15 protein-coding genes are annotated in these 14,752 nt (G+C 65.4%); 8 read left to right on the top strand and 7 right to left on the bottom strand.

The genetic code is table 11. The features are described 5' to 3' along the window. Positions 1 to 7: 7 nt before the first annotated feature. The 3 genes from aat to QZH52_RS22010 are packed head-to-tail and all read left to right on the top strand — an operon-like array spanning position 8 to position 2,331. Complete coding sequence (aat, locus tag QZH52_RS22020; RefSeq protein WP_301812717.1) at positions 8 to 760, top strand: leucyl/phenylalanyl-tRNA--protein transferase; 753 nt, start codon at positions 8 to 10, stop codon at positions 758 to 760. Beyond that, positions 757 to 1,506, top strand: coding sequence for an arginyltransferase (locus tag QZH52_RS22015; protein WP_286528825.1), 750 nt, complete (start codon positions 757 to 759; stop codon positions 1,504 to 1,506). Before aat ends, QZH52_RS22015 begins: the two co-directional genes overlap by 4 nt. A gap of 30 nt (positions 1,507 to 1,536) precedes the next feature. Further along, positions 1,537 to 2,331: an IclR family transcriptional regulator gene (locus tag QZH52_RS22010; protein WP_286532024.1), complete on the top strand. Its 795-nt coding sequence runs from the start codon at positions 1,537 to 1,539 to the stop codon at positions 2,329 to 2,331. 99 nt (positions 2,332 to 2,430) lie between these two features. On the opposite strand, the gene QZH52_RS22005 is transcribed toward QZH52_RS22010, so the two are convergent. The 7 genes from QZH52_RS22005 to QZH52_RS21975 all read right to left on the bottom strand — a co-directional run bounded on the left by QZH52_RS22005 (position 2,431) and on the right by QZH52_RS21975 (position 11,647). Further along, positions 2,431 to 3,606 carry a serine hydrolase gene (locus QZH52_RS22005; RefSeq protein ID WP_301812716.1) on the bottom strand — a complete coding sequence of 392 codons (1,176 nt, stop codon included), beginning with the start codon at positions 3,604 to 3,606 and terminating at the stop codon, positions 2,431 to 2,433. 117 nt (positions 3,607 to 3,723) lie between these two features. Further along, the gene (locus QZH52_RS22000) at positions 3,724 to 5,262 is read right to left on the bottom strand and encodes a 2-isopropylmalate synthase (RefSeq protein WP_301812715.1); all 1,539 of its coding nucleotides are present in this window, start codon (positions 5,260 to 5,262) and stop codon (positions 3,724 to 3,726) included. A gap of 51 nt (positions 5,263 to 5,313) precedes the next feature. Next, positions 5,314 to 7,017 (bottom strand): 2-isopropylmalate synthase, encoded by a 1,704-nt coding sequence (gene leuA, locus QZH52_RS21995; RefSeq protein ID WP_301812714.1) that lies wholly within the window; start codon positions 7,015 to 7,017, stop codon positions 5,314 to 5,316. A 182-nt stretch (positions 7,018 to 7,199) separates the two neighbouring features. Continuing rightward, positions 7,200 to 8,024 carry a CDP-diacylglycerol--serine O-phosphatidyltransferase gene (pssA, locus tag QZH52_RS21990; protein WP_301812713.1) on the bottom strand — a complete coding sequence of 275 codons (825 nt, stop codon included), beginning with the start codon at positions 8,022 to 8,024 and terminating at the stop codon, positions 7,200 to 7,202. Between the two features lie 148 nt (positions 8,025 to 8,172). Beyond that, positions 8,173 to 9,189, bottom strand: a complete 1,017-nt coding sequence (ilvC, locus tag QZH52_RS21985; protein ID WP_286368026.1) for a ketol-acid reductoisomerase — start codon at positions 9,187 to 9,189, stop codon at positions 8,173 to 8,175. Between the two features lie 44 nt (positions 9,190 to 9,233). Beyond that, entirely contained in the window at positions 9,234 to 9,725 is a 492-nt protein-coding gene (ilvN, locus tag QZH52_RS21980) for an acetolactate synthase small subunit (RefSeq protein WP_068683703.1), read from the bottom strand. Between the two features lie 137 nt (positions 9,726 to 9,862). Next, positions 9,863 to 11,647 (bottom strand): acetolactate synthase 3 catalytic subunit, encoded by a 1,785-nt coding sequence (locus tag QZH52_RS21975; protein WP_301812712.1) that lies wholly within the window; start codon positions 11,645 to 11,647, stop codon positions 9,863 to 9,865. A gap of 285 nt (positions 11,648 to 11,932) precedes the next feature. On the opposite strand from QZH52_RS21975, the gene QZH52_RS21970 reads away from it, so the two are divergent. The 5 genes from QZH52_RS21970 (at position 11,933) to QZH52_RS21950 (ending at position 14,646) form a co-directional block, all read left to right on the top strand. Then, on the top strand, positions 11,933 to 12,499 hold the full coding sequence (locus tag QZH52_RS21970; RefSeq protein WP_301812840.1) for an RNA polymerase sigma factor: 567 nt from the start codon (positions 11,933 to 11,935) through the stop codon (positions 12,497 to 12,499). Further along, positions 12,496 to 12,930 (top strand): DUF3619 family protein, encoded by a 435-nt coding sequence (locus tag QZH52_RS21965; protein ID WP_301812711.1) that lies wholly within the window; start codon positions 12,496 to 12,498, stop codon positions 12,928 to 12,930. The genes QZH52_RS21970 and QZH52_RS21965 overlap by 4 nt, the downstream gene beginning before the upstream one ends. Positions 12,931 to 12,946: 16 nt before the next feature. Further along, on the top strand, positions 12,947 to 13,696 hold the full coding sequence (locus QZH52_RS21960; RefSeq protein WP_301812710.1) for a DUF3106 domain-containing protein: 750 nt from the start codon (positions 12,947 to 12,949) through the stop codon (positions 13,694 to 13,696). A 102-nt stretch (positions 13,697 to 13,798) separates the two neighbouring features. After that, positions 13,799 to 14,260, top strand: a complete 462-nt coding sequence (locus QZH52_RS21955; RefSeq protein ID WP_436411620.1) for an RDD family protein — start codon at positions 13,799 to 13,801, stop codon at positions 14,258 to 14,260. Next, the gene (locus tag QZH52_RS21950; RefSeq protein ID WP_301812708.1) at positions 14,257 to 14,646 is read left to right on the top strand and encodes a diacylglycerol kinase; all 390 of its coding nucleotides are present in this window, start codon (positions 14,257 to 14,259) and stop codon (positions 14,644 to 14,646) included. The genes QZH52_RS21955 and QZH52_RS21950 overlap by 4 nt, the downstream gene beginning before the upstream one ends. The last annotated feature ends 106 nt before the right edge of the window (positions 14,647 to 14,752 follow it).

Here is a 14,752-nt window from a genome sequence, read left to right as displayed (position 1 = left end):
TCCGACCATGCAACTGCCCTGGCTCGATCCTGGAGATCCCCTGCCCGATGCCGCCCTGGCCTGGGGCGATGCCGATCCCGTGCCCGGCCTGCTGGCGGCCGGCGGCAGCCTCGATGTCGCCAGTCTGCTGCGGGCCTATGGCAGCGGCATCTTCCCATGGTTCAGCGAGGGCCAGCCGATCCTGTGGTGGAGCCCCGACCCGCGCATGGTGCTCCAGACGGCCGATTTCCGGCTCCACCGGTCGCTGCGCAAGACCCTGACCGCGTTCCGCGCCTCGCCGCGCTGCGAAATCCGCTTCGACCACGGCTTCGAGACGGTCATCTCGGCCTGCTCCCAAGCACCGCGGGCCGGCCAGTCCGGCACCTGGATCCTGCCGGAGATGCTGGCCGCCTACGGCGAATTGCACCGCGCCGGCCATGCCCACAGCATCGAGACCTGGATCGACGGCGCGCTCGCGGGCGGCCTCTATTGCGTCGCCATCGGCCGCGCGGTGTTCGGCGAATCGATGTTCACGCGCCGTCCCGACGCCTCGAAGATCGCCTTGGCGGCCTTGGTCGCGTTCTGCCGCCGCCATGGCATCGCCATGATCGATTGCCAGCAGAAAACCAGCCATCTCGCCAGCCTCGGGGCCCGCGAAATGCCGCGCCAGCGCTTCGTGTCGCACGTCGCCCACGCGCGCCGCGAACCCGGCCCTGTCTGGCGCTTCGAGCCCGTATACTGGAATGAACTCCTGCCTGCGCGAAGCTCCATCCCGACGTGACGCACCTCAAGGATCTCCCGCTCCACACGCTGCAGTTCTACGCAACGGCCCCCTATCCGTGCAGCTATCTGCCGGACCGGCAGGCGCGCTCGCAGGTCGCCACGCCGAGCCACCTGATCCACAACGACGCCTACTCGGACCTGGTGCTGAGCGGCTTCCGCCGCAGCGGCATGTTCACCTACCGGCCGTATTGCGACGGTTGCAGCGCCTGCGTGCCGCTGCGCGTGCTGGCCAACGAATTCAAGCCCAATCGCAGCCAGCGCCGCGCCGTGACGCGCCACGCCAACCTGCAGGCCCGGGTGCTCAAGCTGTGCTTCGTGCCCGAGCACTACCAGCTCTACCTGCGCTACCAGAACGGCCGCCACTCGGGTGGCGGCATGGACCACGACAGCATCGACCAGTACACCCAGTTCCTGCTCCAGAGCCGGGTCAATTCGCGGCTGGTCGAGTTCCGCGAGACGCTCCCCGACGGCAGCGCCGGCGCCCTCAAGATGGTCTCCATCCTCGACGTGCTGAACGATGGCCTGTCGGCGGTCTACACCTTCTACGAGCCCGAGCCGGGCGCCGGCTACGGCAACTACAGCGTGCTGTGGCAGATCGAACAGGCCCGCAAGCTCGCCCTGCCTCACGTCTACCTCGGCTACTGGATCGAAGGCAGCGCCAAGATGAACTACAAGGCGCGCTTTACGCCGCATGAAGTGCTGATCGACGGTCGCTGGCAACCGCAAACCCATTTCACCAAGTAAAATGGCGACCGGTCTCCCACCGCGTTGCACATGAGAAAACCACAATCTGACGTTCCCGCCACCCCCGTGATCCAGGTCATCGAGCGGATGTTTTCGCTCATCGATGTGCTGGCGTCGCGTGAAGAAGCGATTTCCCTCAAGGAAATCAGCGAAAAGACGGGCCTGCATCCGTCGACCACGCACCGCATCCTCAACGACCTGGCTGTCGGCCGCTTCGTCGACCGCCCCGAGGCGGGCAGCTACCGCCTCGGCATGCGGCTGCTGGAGCTGGGCAACCTGGTCAAGGGCCGGCTCAATGTGCGCGACGCGGCTCTGACGCCGATGCGGGAGCTGCACAAGCTCACCCAGCAGCCGGTCAACCTCAGCATGCGCCAGGGCGACGAGATCGTCTACATCGAGCGCGCCTACAGCGAGCGCTCGGGCATGCAGGTGGTGCGGGCCATCGGTGGCCGGGCGCCGCTGCACCTCACCTCGACCGGAAAGCTGTTCCTGGCGGTCGACGAGCCCCAGCGCATCCGCAGCTACGCCACCCGGACCGGCCTGGCCGGCCACACGCGCAACAGCATCACGCAATTGCCGGCCCTGGAGCGCGAGCTGTCCAAGGCTCGCCAGTACGGCATCGCACGCGACAACGAGGAACTCGAGCTCGGCGTGCGCTGCATGGCCGCCGGCATCTACGACGACCAGGGCAAGCTGGTCGCGGGCCTGTCGATCTCGGCACCGGCCGACCGGCTCGACGAGGGCTGGCTGCCGAAGCTGCAAGCCACCGCCAACGAGATTTCAGGTGCGTTGGGTTACAAGGCGGAGCAGCAGGTCGCCTCGTGAGACCTTGCGGAACCTGAGACCTTGCGGGACAGACCAACAAACCGCGCAGCGGTTTTTGCTCTGTCCTCAACTGATCAAAGGTCCCCGCTCCCCTCGCCTTCAGCTCGCAGCGTGCACAAACGCCTGCTGCATCCCCGGATTCGGCCTGCCCATATGGGTCGCCTCGACCCAGCGGCGGACCCGCTCCGCATCCCCGATCCGGCTGAACTTGCCGGCCGAATCCAGGAACACCATGATCAGCTTGCGACCGGCGATCTTGGCTTGCATGACCAGACACTGCCCGGCTTCCGAGATGTAGCCGGTCTTCTGCACCCCGATGTCCCAATCCGGGCTCTTGACCAGGCGGTTCGTGGTGTTGAACTGCAGCGTACGGTTGCCGACTTCCACCTGGTACTCGGGCGAGGTCGACAACTGGCGCACGGTGGCATCGGCGTAAGCGGCATTCACGAGCAGGGCCAGGTCCTGGGCGCTCGACTGGTTGCGGCTCGACAGGCCGGTCGGCTCGACGTAGCTCGTGTCCTTCATGCCGAGCATCTTGGCCTTGGCATTCATGATGCTCACGAAGGTGGACAGGCCGCCGGGGTAGGTGCGGCCGAGGGCGTGCGCCGCGCGGTTTTCGCTCGACATCAGCGCCAGGTGCAGCAGTTCCCCGCGCGGTAGGCTGGTGCCCACCACCAGCCGCGAGCGGCTGAATTTCTCGGTGTCGACGTCGTCCTGGGTGATGGTGATCAGTTCATCGGACGGCAGCTTGGCCTCGCTGATCAGCAGGCCGGTCATGAGCTTGGTCAACGATGCGATCGGCAGCACGGCGTGGTCGTTCTTGCTGAACAGGACTTCCTGGGTGTCCTGGTCGATCACCAGGGCCACGCTGGACTTCAGGTCGAGCGCGTCTTCGGTGCTGTGCAGGCCGGCCATCTGTCCGAAGGACTGGCGCGCCGGCGCGGCTTCCGCGACGCGGACGATCGAGCGGCGCTGCACGGCCACCACGGTCTTGCCATTCTTCTGGCGGATCGTCGCCACCACGTTGCGTCCGCCGCTCACACTCTTGTCGGCTTTGTCAACCTTCGCGACCGGCTTGCCGCCGGGCTGCTTCGTGCTCGTGCCCGAAGCGGCCTTGCGGCTCGAGTCGGCGCTCACGGCCGTCTTCTTCTTGGCGGCGGTGGCGGCCTGCGCGCCGGGCAACAAAAACGCCGTCGTACAGAGAACGACGGCGGCAAGGCGGAGGGTTGGTAGGAACCGCTGGCTGGAAACTCGGTAGGAACGGGCTTCAGACATTCAAAACTCTCCAGCGGCGATAAAAGGTGACCGCAGTGTAAACGAAATCAAAAAAGACACGCAATATCAGTTACTTGCATCCTCTTCTTCAAATCGAATACAAGGAGCACGGAAAAACTAACCTTGTGCAGCCACTCTCTCAGCTTGGCTCTGTAACTTGTTGAGAGCACTTAAGTATGCTTTTGCCGAAGCGACCACGATGTCGGGATCGGCACCGACCCCGTTGACCACCCGGCCCGCATTCTGCAGACGGACCGTCACTTCCCCCTGGCTCTCCGTCGACCCACTGATCGCATTGACCGAATAGAGCACCATCTCGGCCCCGCTCTTCACATGGGCCTCGATCGCCTTCAGGGACGCGTCGACCGGACCGTTGCCGTCGGACTCGCCCGTGACCTCCTTGCCCTGCACGGTGAAGACGATGCGGGCCTGGGGCCGCTCACCTGTTTCACTATGTTGCGACAAGGATACAAAGCCGAACTGCTCACCAACGTGCGAGAGCTCTCCGTCGCTGACCAGAGCGAGGATGTCTTCGTCAAATATTTCGCTTTTTCTGTCGGCCAGTTCCTTGAAGCGGGCGAAGGCGGCGTTGATGTCGGCCTCGCTCTCCATGGTAACGCCCAAGTCCTGCAGCCGCTGCTTGAAGGCGTTGCGGCCGCTGAGCTTGCCCAGCACGATCTTGTTGGCGCTCCAGCCGACGTCCTCGGCCCGCATGATCTCGTAGGTGTCGCGGGCCTTGAGCACGCCGTCCTGGTGAATGCCGGAGGCATGGGCGAAGGCATTGGCCCCCACCACCGCCTTGTTCGGCTGCACCACGAATCCGGTGGTCTGGCTGACCATCCGGCTGGCGGCCACGATGTGGCGCGTGTCGATGCCCATCTCGAGGCCGAAGTAGTCCTTGCGGGTCTTGACTGCCATCACGATCTCTTCGAGCGAGCAGTTGCCGGCGCGCTCGCCCAGTCCGTTGATGGTGCATTCGACCTGCCGGGCACCGCCGATCTTGACGCCGGCCAGCGAATTGGCCACCGCCATGCCGAGGTCGTTGTGGCAATGGACCGACCAGATGGCCTTGTCGCTGTTCGGGATGCGCTCGCGCAGCGACTTGATGAAGTTGCCGTAGAGCTCGGGAATGGCGTAGCCCACGGTGTCCGGCACGTTGATCGTGGTGGCGCCTTCGTGGATCACGGCCTCGAGCACCCGGCACAGGTAGTCCGGGTCGCTGCGGTAGCCGTCCTCGGGGCTGAACTCGACGTCGGCCACCAGGTTGCGGGCGAAGCGCACCGCCAGCTTGGCCTGCTCGAACACCTCGTCGGGCGTCATCCGCAGCTTTTTCTCCATGTGCAATGGCGAGGTCGCGATGAAGGTGTGGATGCGCCCGTTGGCCGCCCCCTTGAGCGCTTCGGCCGCGCGCGAGATATCGCGGTCGTTGGCGCGCGACAGGCCGCAGACGGTGGAGTCCTTGATCGCCTTGGCGATCGCGCTCACGGCATCGAAGTCGCCGTTCGAACTGGCCGGGAAGCCGGCCTCGATGACGTCGACCCGCAGCCGCTCGAGCTGGCGCGCGATGCGCAGCTTCTCGTCCTTGGTCATGGAGGCACCCGGCGACTGTTCGCCGTCGCGCAGGGTGGTGTCGAAAATGATCAGTTTGTCAGCCATCGTGGTCTCCTTGTGCCGGGACGCGCCCAAGGGGCGCGTCCGTGCGTCGCCTTATGCGGGTTCAGCCACCGATTGTGCGCTGTGCGCGCCCCGCGCCCGCGCCCGGGTCAACCCCGAAACGATGGCCTTGAGCGAGGCCGAGATGATATTGGCATCGATGCCGACACCGAACAGCGTCATCGCTTCGTCGACGCGCAGTTCGAGGTAGGCGACCGCCTGGGCGTCGGCACCGGCGCCGATCGCGTGCTGGTGGTAGTCGATCACGCGGATCGCGTGCCCGGTGGCGCCGGCCAGGGCGTGGATGAAGGCGTCGATCGGTCCGTTGCCGCGGCCTTCGATCGGACGGATGTCGCCCTCCCACGGCAGGTCGGCGCGCAGCACCACCGATGCGGCGGCGCCTTCGCCCTGCTCTTCGAGCACCTGGTGCTGCGGGCCGCTGTCGTCGCGCACGCCGTACTCGCGCTCGAAGAGCGCATAGAGGTCGGCCGCGGTCAGTTCCTTGCCTGCGACGTCCATCACCCGCTGCACGGTCTGGCTGAACTCCATCTGCAGGCGACGCGGCAGCTCGAGCCCATATTCGCTCTCGAGCAGATAGGCGATGCCGCCCTTGCCCGACTGACTGTTGACGCGGATCACGGCTTCGTAGCTCCGGCCGACGTCCTTCGGATCGATCGGGAGATACGGCATGTCCCAGATGTCGCCGTCCTTGCGGTCGCTGAAGGCCTTCTTGATCGCGTCCTGGTGCGAGCCCGAGAACGAGGTGTAGACCAGGTCGCCCACGTACGGATGCCGCGGATGCACGGGCAACTGGTTGCAGTGCTCGACGACGGCGCGGATCTCGTCGATGTTCGAGAAATCGAGCTCGGGCGACACGCCCTGGGTGTAGAGGTTGAGCGCTACGTTCACCAGGTCGAGATTGCCGGTGCGCTCGCCGTTGCCGAACAGGCAGCCTTCGATGCGGTCGGCGCCGGCCATCAGGGCGAACTCGCCGGCTGCCGTGCCGGTGCCGCGGTCGTTGTGCGGATGCACCGACAGCACGATCGCGTCACGGCGCGCGAGATGGCGGTGCATCCATTCGATCATGTCGGCGAAGATGTTCGGCGTCGAATGCTCGACCGTCGACGGCAGGTTGACGATGCACTTGCGCTCGGGCGTCGGTGCCCAGACCTCGGTGACCGCATCGACCACCCGCTTGGAAAACGCGAGATCGGTGCCCGAGAACATCTCGGGCGAGTACTCGAAGGTCCACTGCGTGGCCGGCTGCCTGGCGGCGCAGTCGTTGAACATGCGTGCATGGGTGGTCGCGAGCTCGACGATCTGGTCCTCGTCCATGCCCAGCACCACGCGCCGCATGATCGGCGCCACCGCGTTGTAGAGGTGCACGATGGCGCGCGGCGCACCCTGCAGCGCCTCGAAGGTGCGCTCGATCAGGTGGTCGCGGGCCTGCGTGAGTACCTGGATCGTGACGTCGTCGGGGATGCGGTCTTCTTCGATCAGCTTGCGCACGAAATCGAACTCGACCTGCGAGGCCGAGGGAAAGCCCACTTCGATTTCCTTGAAGCCGATCGCCACCAGCGTCTCGAACATCTTCATCTTGCGGGCGATGTCCATCGGCTCCACCAGCGCCTGGTTGCCGTCGCGCAGGTCGGTCGACAGCCAGATCGGCGCGCGGGTCAGCACGGCGTCGGGCCAGGTGCGGTCCTTCAATGCGATCGGGGCGAAGGCGCGGTACTTGCGGTCGGGTTGCTTCAACATCTTGGATTTCTCGCTGTGGTTGGGAGTCCACCAGCAACCCCAAACAAAACGGCCCGTTGCTGGTGCGAACGGGCCGTGGTGAGGGATTTGCGCGCGCGCTCTACCGTCTCCGCCCGAAGGGGATCAGTAGTAGGGCCAGCGAAATCTTGTTCATGGGAGCCGTGAATGTAGCACAGTGCAAATCAGTTGTGGAGGCCCCGTTCGTCGGGCTCATCCGTTGAAATGCTGATCACGCTCACCTGCTGCCCCTTGGCCTTGCGCCACGCGTACACTACGTAGCCGCTCAGCCCATAGGCGACGAAGACGCCGAACAGCACGGTCGGCGGGTGGATGTTGATGACCGCAATGCCCAACGCGATCAGCACGATCACGGCGAACGGCACGCTGCGCTTCACCTGGATGTCCTTGAAGCTGTAGAACGGCGCATTGGTCACCATCGACAGCCCCGCATACAGCGTGAAGGCGAAAGTGATCCAGGTGATCTGGTTCCACGACAGGTACAGCACCTCGCCGCCCCGCTTGCCCCACTCGGTCACGAGCCAGATGAAGCCGGCCACCAGTGCCGCCGCCGCCGGCGACGGCAGGCCCTGGAACCAGCGCTTGTCGACCACCCCGGTGTTGACGTTGAAACGCGCCAGCCGAAGCGCCGCGCAGGCGCAATAGACGAAGGCCGCGATCCAGCCCCAGCGGCCCAGCCCCTTGAGCGACCACTCATAGGCGATCAGGGCTGGCGCGGCGCCGAAGGACACCATGTCGGACAGCGAGTCCATCTGCTCGCCGAAGGCGCTTTGCGTATTGGTCATGCGCGCCACGCGGCCGTCCAGGCTGTCGAGGATCATGGCCGCGAAGACGCCGAGCGCCGCCAGGTCGAAGCGCGCGTTCATGGCCATCACGACCGAGTAGAAGCCGCCAAACAGGGCCGCCAGCGTGAACAGGTTCGGCAGGATGTAGATGCCCTTGCGCCGCTTGCGCGTCGGCACGTCGTCGGGAAGCGTGTCGTCATGCATGGGGTCGGCCTCCAGTGGGAAAGGGGCTCGGGGACGGGGCAGGACGGGAGATGGCAAACATCGGTGGCAGTTTAGTTCAGGCGCAAAGCGCGCCTCCATGAAAAAGGGCCACCGCAGGGTGGCCCTTCTTGCCTCGGAGAGTTTCCGATCAGTTGCGGGTCTGGTCGACCAGCTTGTTCTTCTTGATCCAGGGCATCATCGCGCGCAGCTGCTCGCCGACGACTTCGATCTGGTGCTCGGCGTTGATGCGGCGGCGGCTGATCAGCGCGGGCTGGCCGGCGGCGGCTTCGAGCACGAAGCTCTTGGCGTATTCGCCGGTCTGGATGTCCTTCAGCACCTGCTTCATGACCTTCTTGGTCTCGTCCGTGACGATGCGCGGGCCGGTCACGTACTCGCCGTATTCGGCGTTGTTCGAGATCGAGTAGTTCATGTTGGCGATGCCGCCTTCATAGATCAGGTCGACGATCAGCTTGAGTTCGTGCAGGCATTCGAAATACGCCATCTCGGGCGCGTAGCCGGCTTCCACCAGCGTCTCGAAGCCGGCCTTGATCAGCTCCACCGTTCCGCCGCACAGGACCGCTTGTTCGCCGAACAGGTCGGTCTCGGTTTCTTCGCGGAAGTTGGTCTCGATGATGCCGGCCTTGCCGCCGCCGTTGGCGGTGGCGTAGGACAGCGCCAGGTCGCGCGCCTTGCCGCTCTTGTCCTGGTGCACGGCCACGAGGTGGGGCACGCCGCCGCCCTGGGTGTAGGTGCTGCGCACGGTATGGCCGGGCGCCTTCGGGGCGACCATCCAGACGTCGAGGTCGGCGCGCGGCTGCACGAAGCCGTAGTGCACGTTGAAGCCGTGGGCGAAGACCAGCGAAGCGCCTTCCTTGATGTTCGGCGCGACGTCGTTCTTGTAGACGCTGGCGATCTGTTCGTCGGGCAGCAGGATCATGACCACGTCGGCGGACTTCACCGCGTCGGCCACTTCGGCGACCTTGAGGCCGGCCTTGCCGACCTTGTCCCACGATGCGCCGCCCTTGCGCAGGCCGACCACGACCTTCACGCCACTGTCGTTCAGGTTTTGCGCGTGCGCATGGCCCTGGCTGCCGTAGCCGATGATCGCGACGGTCTTGCCCTTGATCAGGCTGAGGTCGGCGTCCTTGTCGTAATAAACCTTCATGAGAGTGCTCCTTCGTTGATTCGCTGGTGTGTGGATGGATGGGTTCAGACGCGCAGGATGCGCTCGCCGCGGCCAATGCCGCTGGCGCCGGTACGGACCGTCTCGAGGATCGCCCCGCGATCGATGGCTTCGAGGAAGGCGTCGTTCTTGCCGTGGTCGCCGGTGAGCTCGATGGTGTAGCTCTTGTCGGTCACGTCGATGATGCGGCCGCGGAAGATCTCGGCCATGCGCATCATTTCTTCGCGCTCCTTGCCGACCGCGCGCACCTTCACCATCATGAGCTCGCGCTCGGTGTAGGCGCCTTCGGTCAGGTCGACCACCTTGACGACCTCGATCAGGCGGTTCAGGTGCTTGGTGATCTGCTCGATCACGTCGTCCGAGCCCGCGGTGACGATGGTCATGCGCGAGAGGCTAGCGTCCTCGGTCGGCGCGACGGTCAGCGATTCGATGTTGTAGCCGCGGGCCGAGAACAGGCCGACGACGCGGGAGAGTGCACCGGGCTCGTTCTCGAGCAGCACGGCAATGATGTGTTTCATGTCAGCAGGACTCCTCTTTTCGCCGCCCTCCCCCGTGCACGGTAATACACGGGCTCGACGGACAATAGATTCGTCAATTTAAAAGTTGAAACCCGGTCCATCGGACGCGGGGACTTGTGGCTTCGCTTTCGCTCGCGCTAGAGGTCTTCGGAACCCAGCAGCATCTCGGTGATGCCCATGCCCGCCTTGACCATCGGGAACACGTTCTCGGTCGGGTCGGTGCGGAAGTCCATGAACACGGTGCGGTCCTTGAGCTTGCGCGCCTCGCGCAATGCCGGCTCCACGTCCTGCGGCCGTTCGATCAGCAGGCCGACGTGGCCATAGGCCTCGGCCAGCTTCACGAAGTTGGGCAGCGCGTCCATGTAGCTGTGGCTGTAGCGGCCCGAATACTCGATCTCCTGCCACTGGCGCACCATGCCCAGGTAGCGGTTGTTGAGCGAGCAGATCTTGATCGGCGTGTTGTACTGCAGGCAGGTCGAGAGCTCCTGGATGCACATCTGCACCGAACCCTCGCCGGTGACGCAGAACACTTCCGACTCCGGCTTTGCGAGCTTGATGCCCATCGCGTACGGAATGCCCACGCCCATGGTGCCCAGCCCGCCCGAATTGATCCAGCGCCGCGGCTCGTCGAAGCGGTAGTACTGCGCCGCCCACATCTGGTGCTGGCCGACGTCGGACGTGATGTAGGTGTCGGCGTCCTTGGTCATGTTCCACAGCGTCTCGATGACGTACTGCGGCTTGATCACTTCCTTGTTGCCACGATCGTACTTGAGGCAGTCCTTGCCGCGCCATTCCTCGATGGTGCTCCACCAGCTGGCCAGCGCGCCGGCATCGGGACGGGTCGTGCTCTCGCGGATCATCGAGATCAGTTCGGTCAGCACGTCCTTGACGTCGCCGACGATCGGGATGTCGACCTTGACGCGCTTGGAGATGCTCGACGGGTCGATATCGACGTGGATGATCTTGCGTTCGTTCTGGGCGAAGTGTTTCGGGTTGCCGATCACGCGGTCATCGAAGCGCGCGCCCACGGCCAGCAGCACGTCGCAGTTCTGCATCGCATTGTTGGCTTCGATGGTGCCGTGCATGCCCAGCATGCCGAGGAACTTGCGGTCCGACGCAGGATAGGCGCCCAGGCCCATCAGCGTGTTCGTGACCGGATAGCCGAGCATGTCGACCAGCGTACGCAGTTCGTTCGTCGCGTTGCCGAGCAGCACGCCGCCGCCGGTATAGATATAGGGACGCTTGGCGTTCAGCAACAGCTGAAGCGCCTTGCGGATCTGGCCGCCGTGGCCCTTTCGCACCGGGTTGTACGAGCGCATCTCGACCTTGTCGGGATAGCCGCTGTAGGGGACCTTCTTGAAGGAGACGTCCTTCGGCACGTCGACCACCACCGGGCCGGGGCGGCCGCTGCGGGCGATGTGGAAGGCCTTCTTCATGGTCATCGCCAGGTCCTTCGGATCCTTGACGAGGAAGTTGTGCTTGACGATCGGCCGCGTGATGCCGACGGTGTCGCATTCCTGGAAGGCGTCGAGGCCGATCGCGGCGGTCGGCACCTGCCCCGAGATGATCACCATCGGGATCGAGTCCATGTAGGCCGTGGCGATGCCGGTGACCGCGTTGGTCAGGCCAGGGCCGGAGGTGACCAAGGCGACGCCGACGTCGCCGGTGGCGCGCGCGTAGCCGTCGGCCGCGTGGACGGCGGCCTGCTCGTGGCGCACCAGCACGTGCTGGATGGTGTCCTGCTTGTAGAAGGCGTCGTAGATGTAGAGAACCGCGCCGCCGGGGTAGCCCCAGACGTACTTGACGCCCTCGGCCTGCAGTGCCTTGACCAGCACCTCGGCGCCCATGAGTTCTTGGGTTTGGTTGCTCATCCCGGAGGATGCGGCTGCTGCGGAAGTGAGTTCCGCCTTGGAGATTTCCATGATGAACCTTTGTGTTTTTTCGGGAACGAAAAACCTTGGGTGCCCCTTCGCCAGCTCTTTTGAAGCCGCGTCAGGACTTGAGGCCACAACCATGAGCGTATCTGTATACCGCCGGACCGTGACCCGTTTGCCTTTTGACTTGCAAGGCGGATTATGACATGCAGGAAGCCCGATTGGCGGCCCGAGCGAGCCCGGCGGGCACCGGGGCATAATCCGCGGCGACAAAAAGACAAACGTCCCCGAGACTTTTCCCCACGCGGCGCACTTCCCCGGCGCCGGATTCGCTTGGCCACTGAAAAAGAACTTTCCGACTTCCTGAAGAGCGTCGAACGACGGGCATTCAAGCGTTCCGTCTACCACGTGCGGGACGAAGAGGCAGCGCTCGACATCGTGCAGGACAGCATGATGAAGCTCGCCGAGCACTATGGGGACAAGCCGGCCAACGAGCTGCCGATGCTGTTCCAGCGGATCCTCTCGAACTGCACGCTCGACTGGTTCCGGCGCCAGAAGACCCGGCGGGCCCTGTTCTCGAACCTGAGCGACTTCGAATCGATCGACGACGAAGGCGATTTCGACCTTCTGGAACACGTTCAGGCCCCGACCGACACGCGCGAAAGCGAGAGCGCCGAGGACGCCACCCGGCGCACGCAGATCTTTCACGAGATCGAAGAAGAAATTGCCGCACTGCCAGGACGTCAACGCGAGGCCTTTCTAATGCGTTACTGGGAGGAAATGGACGTCGCCGAGACGGCCGCCGCGATGGGCTGCTCCGAAGGGAGCGTCAAGACCCACTGTTCGCGGGCCGTGCACGCCTTGAGCAAGGCGCTCAGAGCCAAGGGAATTTCGCTATGAAACCAACAAACACCACCCCGACAGGGTCCGCCGTTGCCTTCGAAGAGCAATTCGGCCGCCGGGTCGCCGCGCGCCTGTCTGCCGGCAACCTCGATCTCTCGCACGAGGTCGGCGAGCGCTTGCGCGCGGCCCGCGTGCAGGCGGTGGCACGCCGCAAGACCGCACCCGAACTCCGATCGGTCCCGGTGGTGGTGGCCAGCGGCCACGCCGCCGTCCTGGGTGGCGGCTGGTGGACGCGCATCGGCTCGGTGGTGCCGCTGGTGGCACTGGTGGCGGGCCTGATGGCGATCAGCGTGATCCAGGAAGAACGCCGTACCGACGAACTGGCGGAAGTCGACTCGGCGCTCCTGACCGATGACCTGCCGCCCGCGGCCTACACCGACCCCGGCTTTGCCCAGTTCCTGAAGACCAGCGACGCTGGCGAGCGCTGATTCCTCCCCGCGACGAATGCTGCCTTCACTTCCCTTCTCTTCCGCGGCCGGTGTCTTGTTCGCGGCGCTGGTGCTGGTCGCGTTCGAGACCGCGGCCGGGCCGCCCGCCGACGCCCCGCCCGCCAAGGCACCGGCTCCGGCGGCCAAGGCCATCGCCAAGCCCGCTTGGCGCGACCTGACCTCGCGTCAGCAGAGGGCCCTGGAGCCCCTGGCGTCCACCTGGGATGAATTGACCGAGCCCCATAAGCGCAAATGGCTCGCGATCGTGCGTGATTACGCGGAGATGTCGACCGCAGACCGCGAGATCCTGCACAGCCGCATGGAAGAGTGGGCCAAGCTGAGCAACCAGGAGCGCGCTCAAGCGCGTCTCAATTTCGCCGACGCCAAACGCTTGCCCGCCGATGAGCGCAAGGCCAAGTGGGAGGCCTACCAGGCCCTCAGTGACGAGGAAAAGAGCCGGCTCGCCGCCAGCGCCCCGACGACCTCGCCGGGCGCCGCCGCGGCCATCCGGCCAGTGCCGCTCCAGAAGCTGGTGCCGGTGCCCGCAGCCGGCCCCGACCCTCAGCACATGCCGCGAATCCAGCTGGCGCCACCGGCCGCGCCGACGGCCGTCGCACGCCCGGTCGCCCCGGCGCCCTCGTTCAGCCCTCCCGTCTCCGCCGAAGCGCAGGTGCCGCCGCCAACCCCCAGCGCCCCCACCGTGGAGCCGCCGGTGGTATCGACCCCGCCGGTCCGCCAGGCCGAACAGCCATCGTCGGCACCCTGATCGTCGATGGCATCCACACTCTCCGGCCCGACCGGACCGCACTCGGCTGTCGGTGGCGACGCCGCGTCCCCGCTGCCGGGCACGCCCGGTCTCTGGCGCCGCATGGCCTGCTGGCTCTACGAAGGCATGCTGCTGTTCGCGGTGGTGTTCGTCGCCGGCTGGCTCTTCAGCACCCTGGGCCAGATGCGTGACGCGATGGATTCGCGCCGGCATCTGCTGCAGGCCTTCCTGTTCATTGTCTTCGGCGTCTACTTCGTCTTTTTCTGGGCCAAGGGGCAGACCCTGGCCATGAAGACCTGGGGCATCCGCGTGGTTGACCGCCGGGGCCGGGCGTTGAGCCAGGGCCGGGCGCTGCTGCGCTACCTGCTCAGCTGGGTCTGGTTCCTGCCGCCGCTCGCGCTCATAGCGCCGTTCAAGCTCGGCGGCGGCGAAGCCTCCGTGCTGGTCCTCGGCTGGGTGGCGGTCTGGGCCCTGCTGGCGCGCTTCCATCCCGAGCGGCAGTTCTGGCACGACGCCTGGGCCGGCACCCGGCTGATCGCCTCCAAGCCGATGAGCCGGCGATGAACGGCTCCGATCCGGTCAATCCGCAGGCCCTGCGGCGCGGCATCCGGCGCGTCTGGCACGCCGCATTGATCTCGGTGAACGGCTTTCGCGCCGGTTGGCGCGAGGCCGCCTTCCGCGAAGAAGTGGCCTGCGCCGTCGTCATGGTCCCGGCCGCCTTCTGGGTCGGCCGCAGCTGGGTCGAGGTGGCGCTGCTGGTCGCCACGGTGGTGCTGGTCTTGATCGTCGAGTTGCTCAACAGCGCGATCGAGGCCGCCATCGACCGCATAGGACCCGAATGGCATTCGTTGTCGAAGGCCGCCAAGGACCTGGGCAGCGCGGCGGTGCTGCTGTCGATACTGCTGTGCGTCGGCGTGTGGCTGGCCGCCTTGTGGCAAAAATTCACTTAGAACTTATCCGTAAATAGGTAAACTGTCGATCCGAGCCGCATTGGGCGCGGCGATGGATCGAGATCTTGGCGAAACGTGTTGAGTCGTGGGTGGTGACCGATGAGTT

Origin of the sequence: Variovorax ginsengisoli (genome assembly GCF_030486595.1) — a bacterium.
GTDB lineage: Bacteria > Pseudomonadota > Gammaproteobacteria > Burkholderiales > Burkholderiaceae_C > Variovorax > Variovorax ginsengisoli_B.
This window is presented reverse-complemented; position numbering and strand designations above follow the sequence as displayed.

Excerpts from the sequence above, each read along its gene's own strand:
- QZH52_RS22010 (WP_286532024.1), top strand. The coding sequence starts at position 1,537 with ATGAGAAAACCACAATCTGACGTTCCCGCCACCCCCGTGATCCAGGTC.
- ilvN (WP_068683703.1), bottom strand. The coding sequence starts at position 9,725 with ATGAAACACATCATTGCCGTGCTGCTCGAGAACGAGCCCGGTGCACTC.
- ilvC (WP_286368026.1), bottom strand. The coding sequence starts at position 9,189 with ATGAAGGTTTATTACGACAAGGACGCCGACCTCAGCCTGATCAAGGGC.
- QZH52_RS21960 (WP_301812710.1), top strand. The coding sequence starts at position 12,947 with ATGCTGCCTTCACTTCCCTTCTCTTCCGCGGCCGGTGTCTTGTTCGCG.
- QZH52_RS21965 (WP_301812711.1), top strand. The coding sequence starts at position 12,496 with ATGAAACCAACAAACACCACCCCGACAGGGTCCGCCGTTGCCTTCGAA.
- leuA (WP_301812714.1), bottom strand. The coding sequence starts at position 7,017 with ATGTTGAAGCAACCCGACCGCAAGTACCGCGCCTTCGCCCCGATCGCA.
- aat (WP_301812717.1), top strand. The coding sequence starts at position 8 with ATGCAACTGCCCTGGCTCGATCCTGGAGATCCCCTGCCCGATGCCGCC.
- pssA (WP_301812713.1), bottom strand. The coding sequence starts at position 8,024 with ATGCATGACGACACGCTTCCCGACGACGTGCCGACGCGCAAGCGGCGC.
- QZH52_RS21955 (WP_436411620.1), top strand. The coding sequence starts at position 13,799 with ATGGCCTGCTGGCTCTACGAAGGCATGCTGCTGTTCGCGGTGGTGTTC.
- QZH52_RS22005 (WP_301812716.1), bottom strand. The coding sequence starts at position 3,606 with ATGTCTGAAGCCCGTTCCTACCGAGTTTCCAGCCAGCGGTTCCTACCA.
- QZH52_RS21950 (WP_301812708.1), top strand. The coding sequence starts at position 14,257 with ATGAACGGCTCCGATCCGGTCAATCCGCAGGCCCTGCGGCGCGGCATC.
- QZH52_RS21975 (WP_301812712.1), bottom strand. The coding sequence starts at position 11,647 with ATGGAAATCTCCAAGGCGGAACTCACTTCCGCAGCAGCCGCATCCTCC.
- QZH52_RS22000 (WP_301812715.1), bottom strand. The coding sequence starts at position 5,262 with ATGGCTGACAAACTGATCATTTTCGACACCACCCTGCGCGACGGCGAA.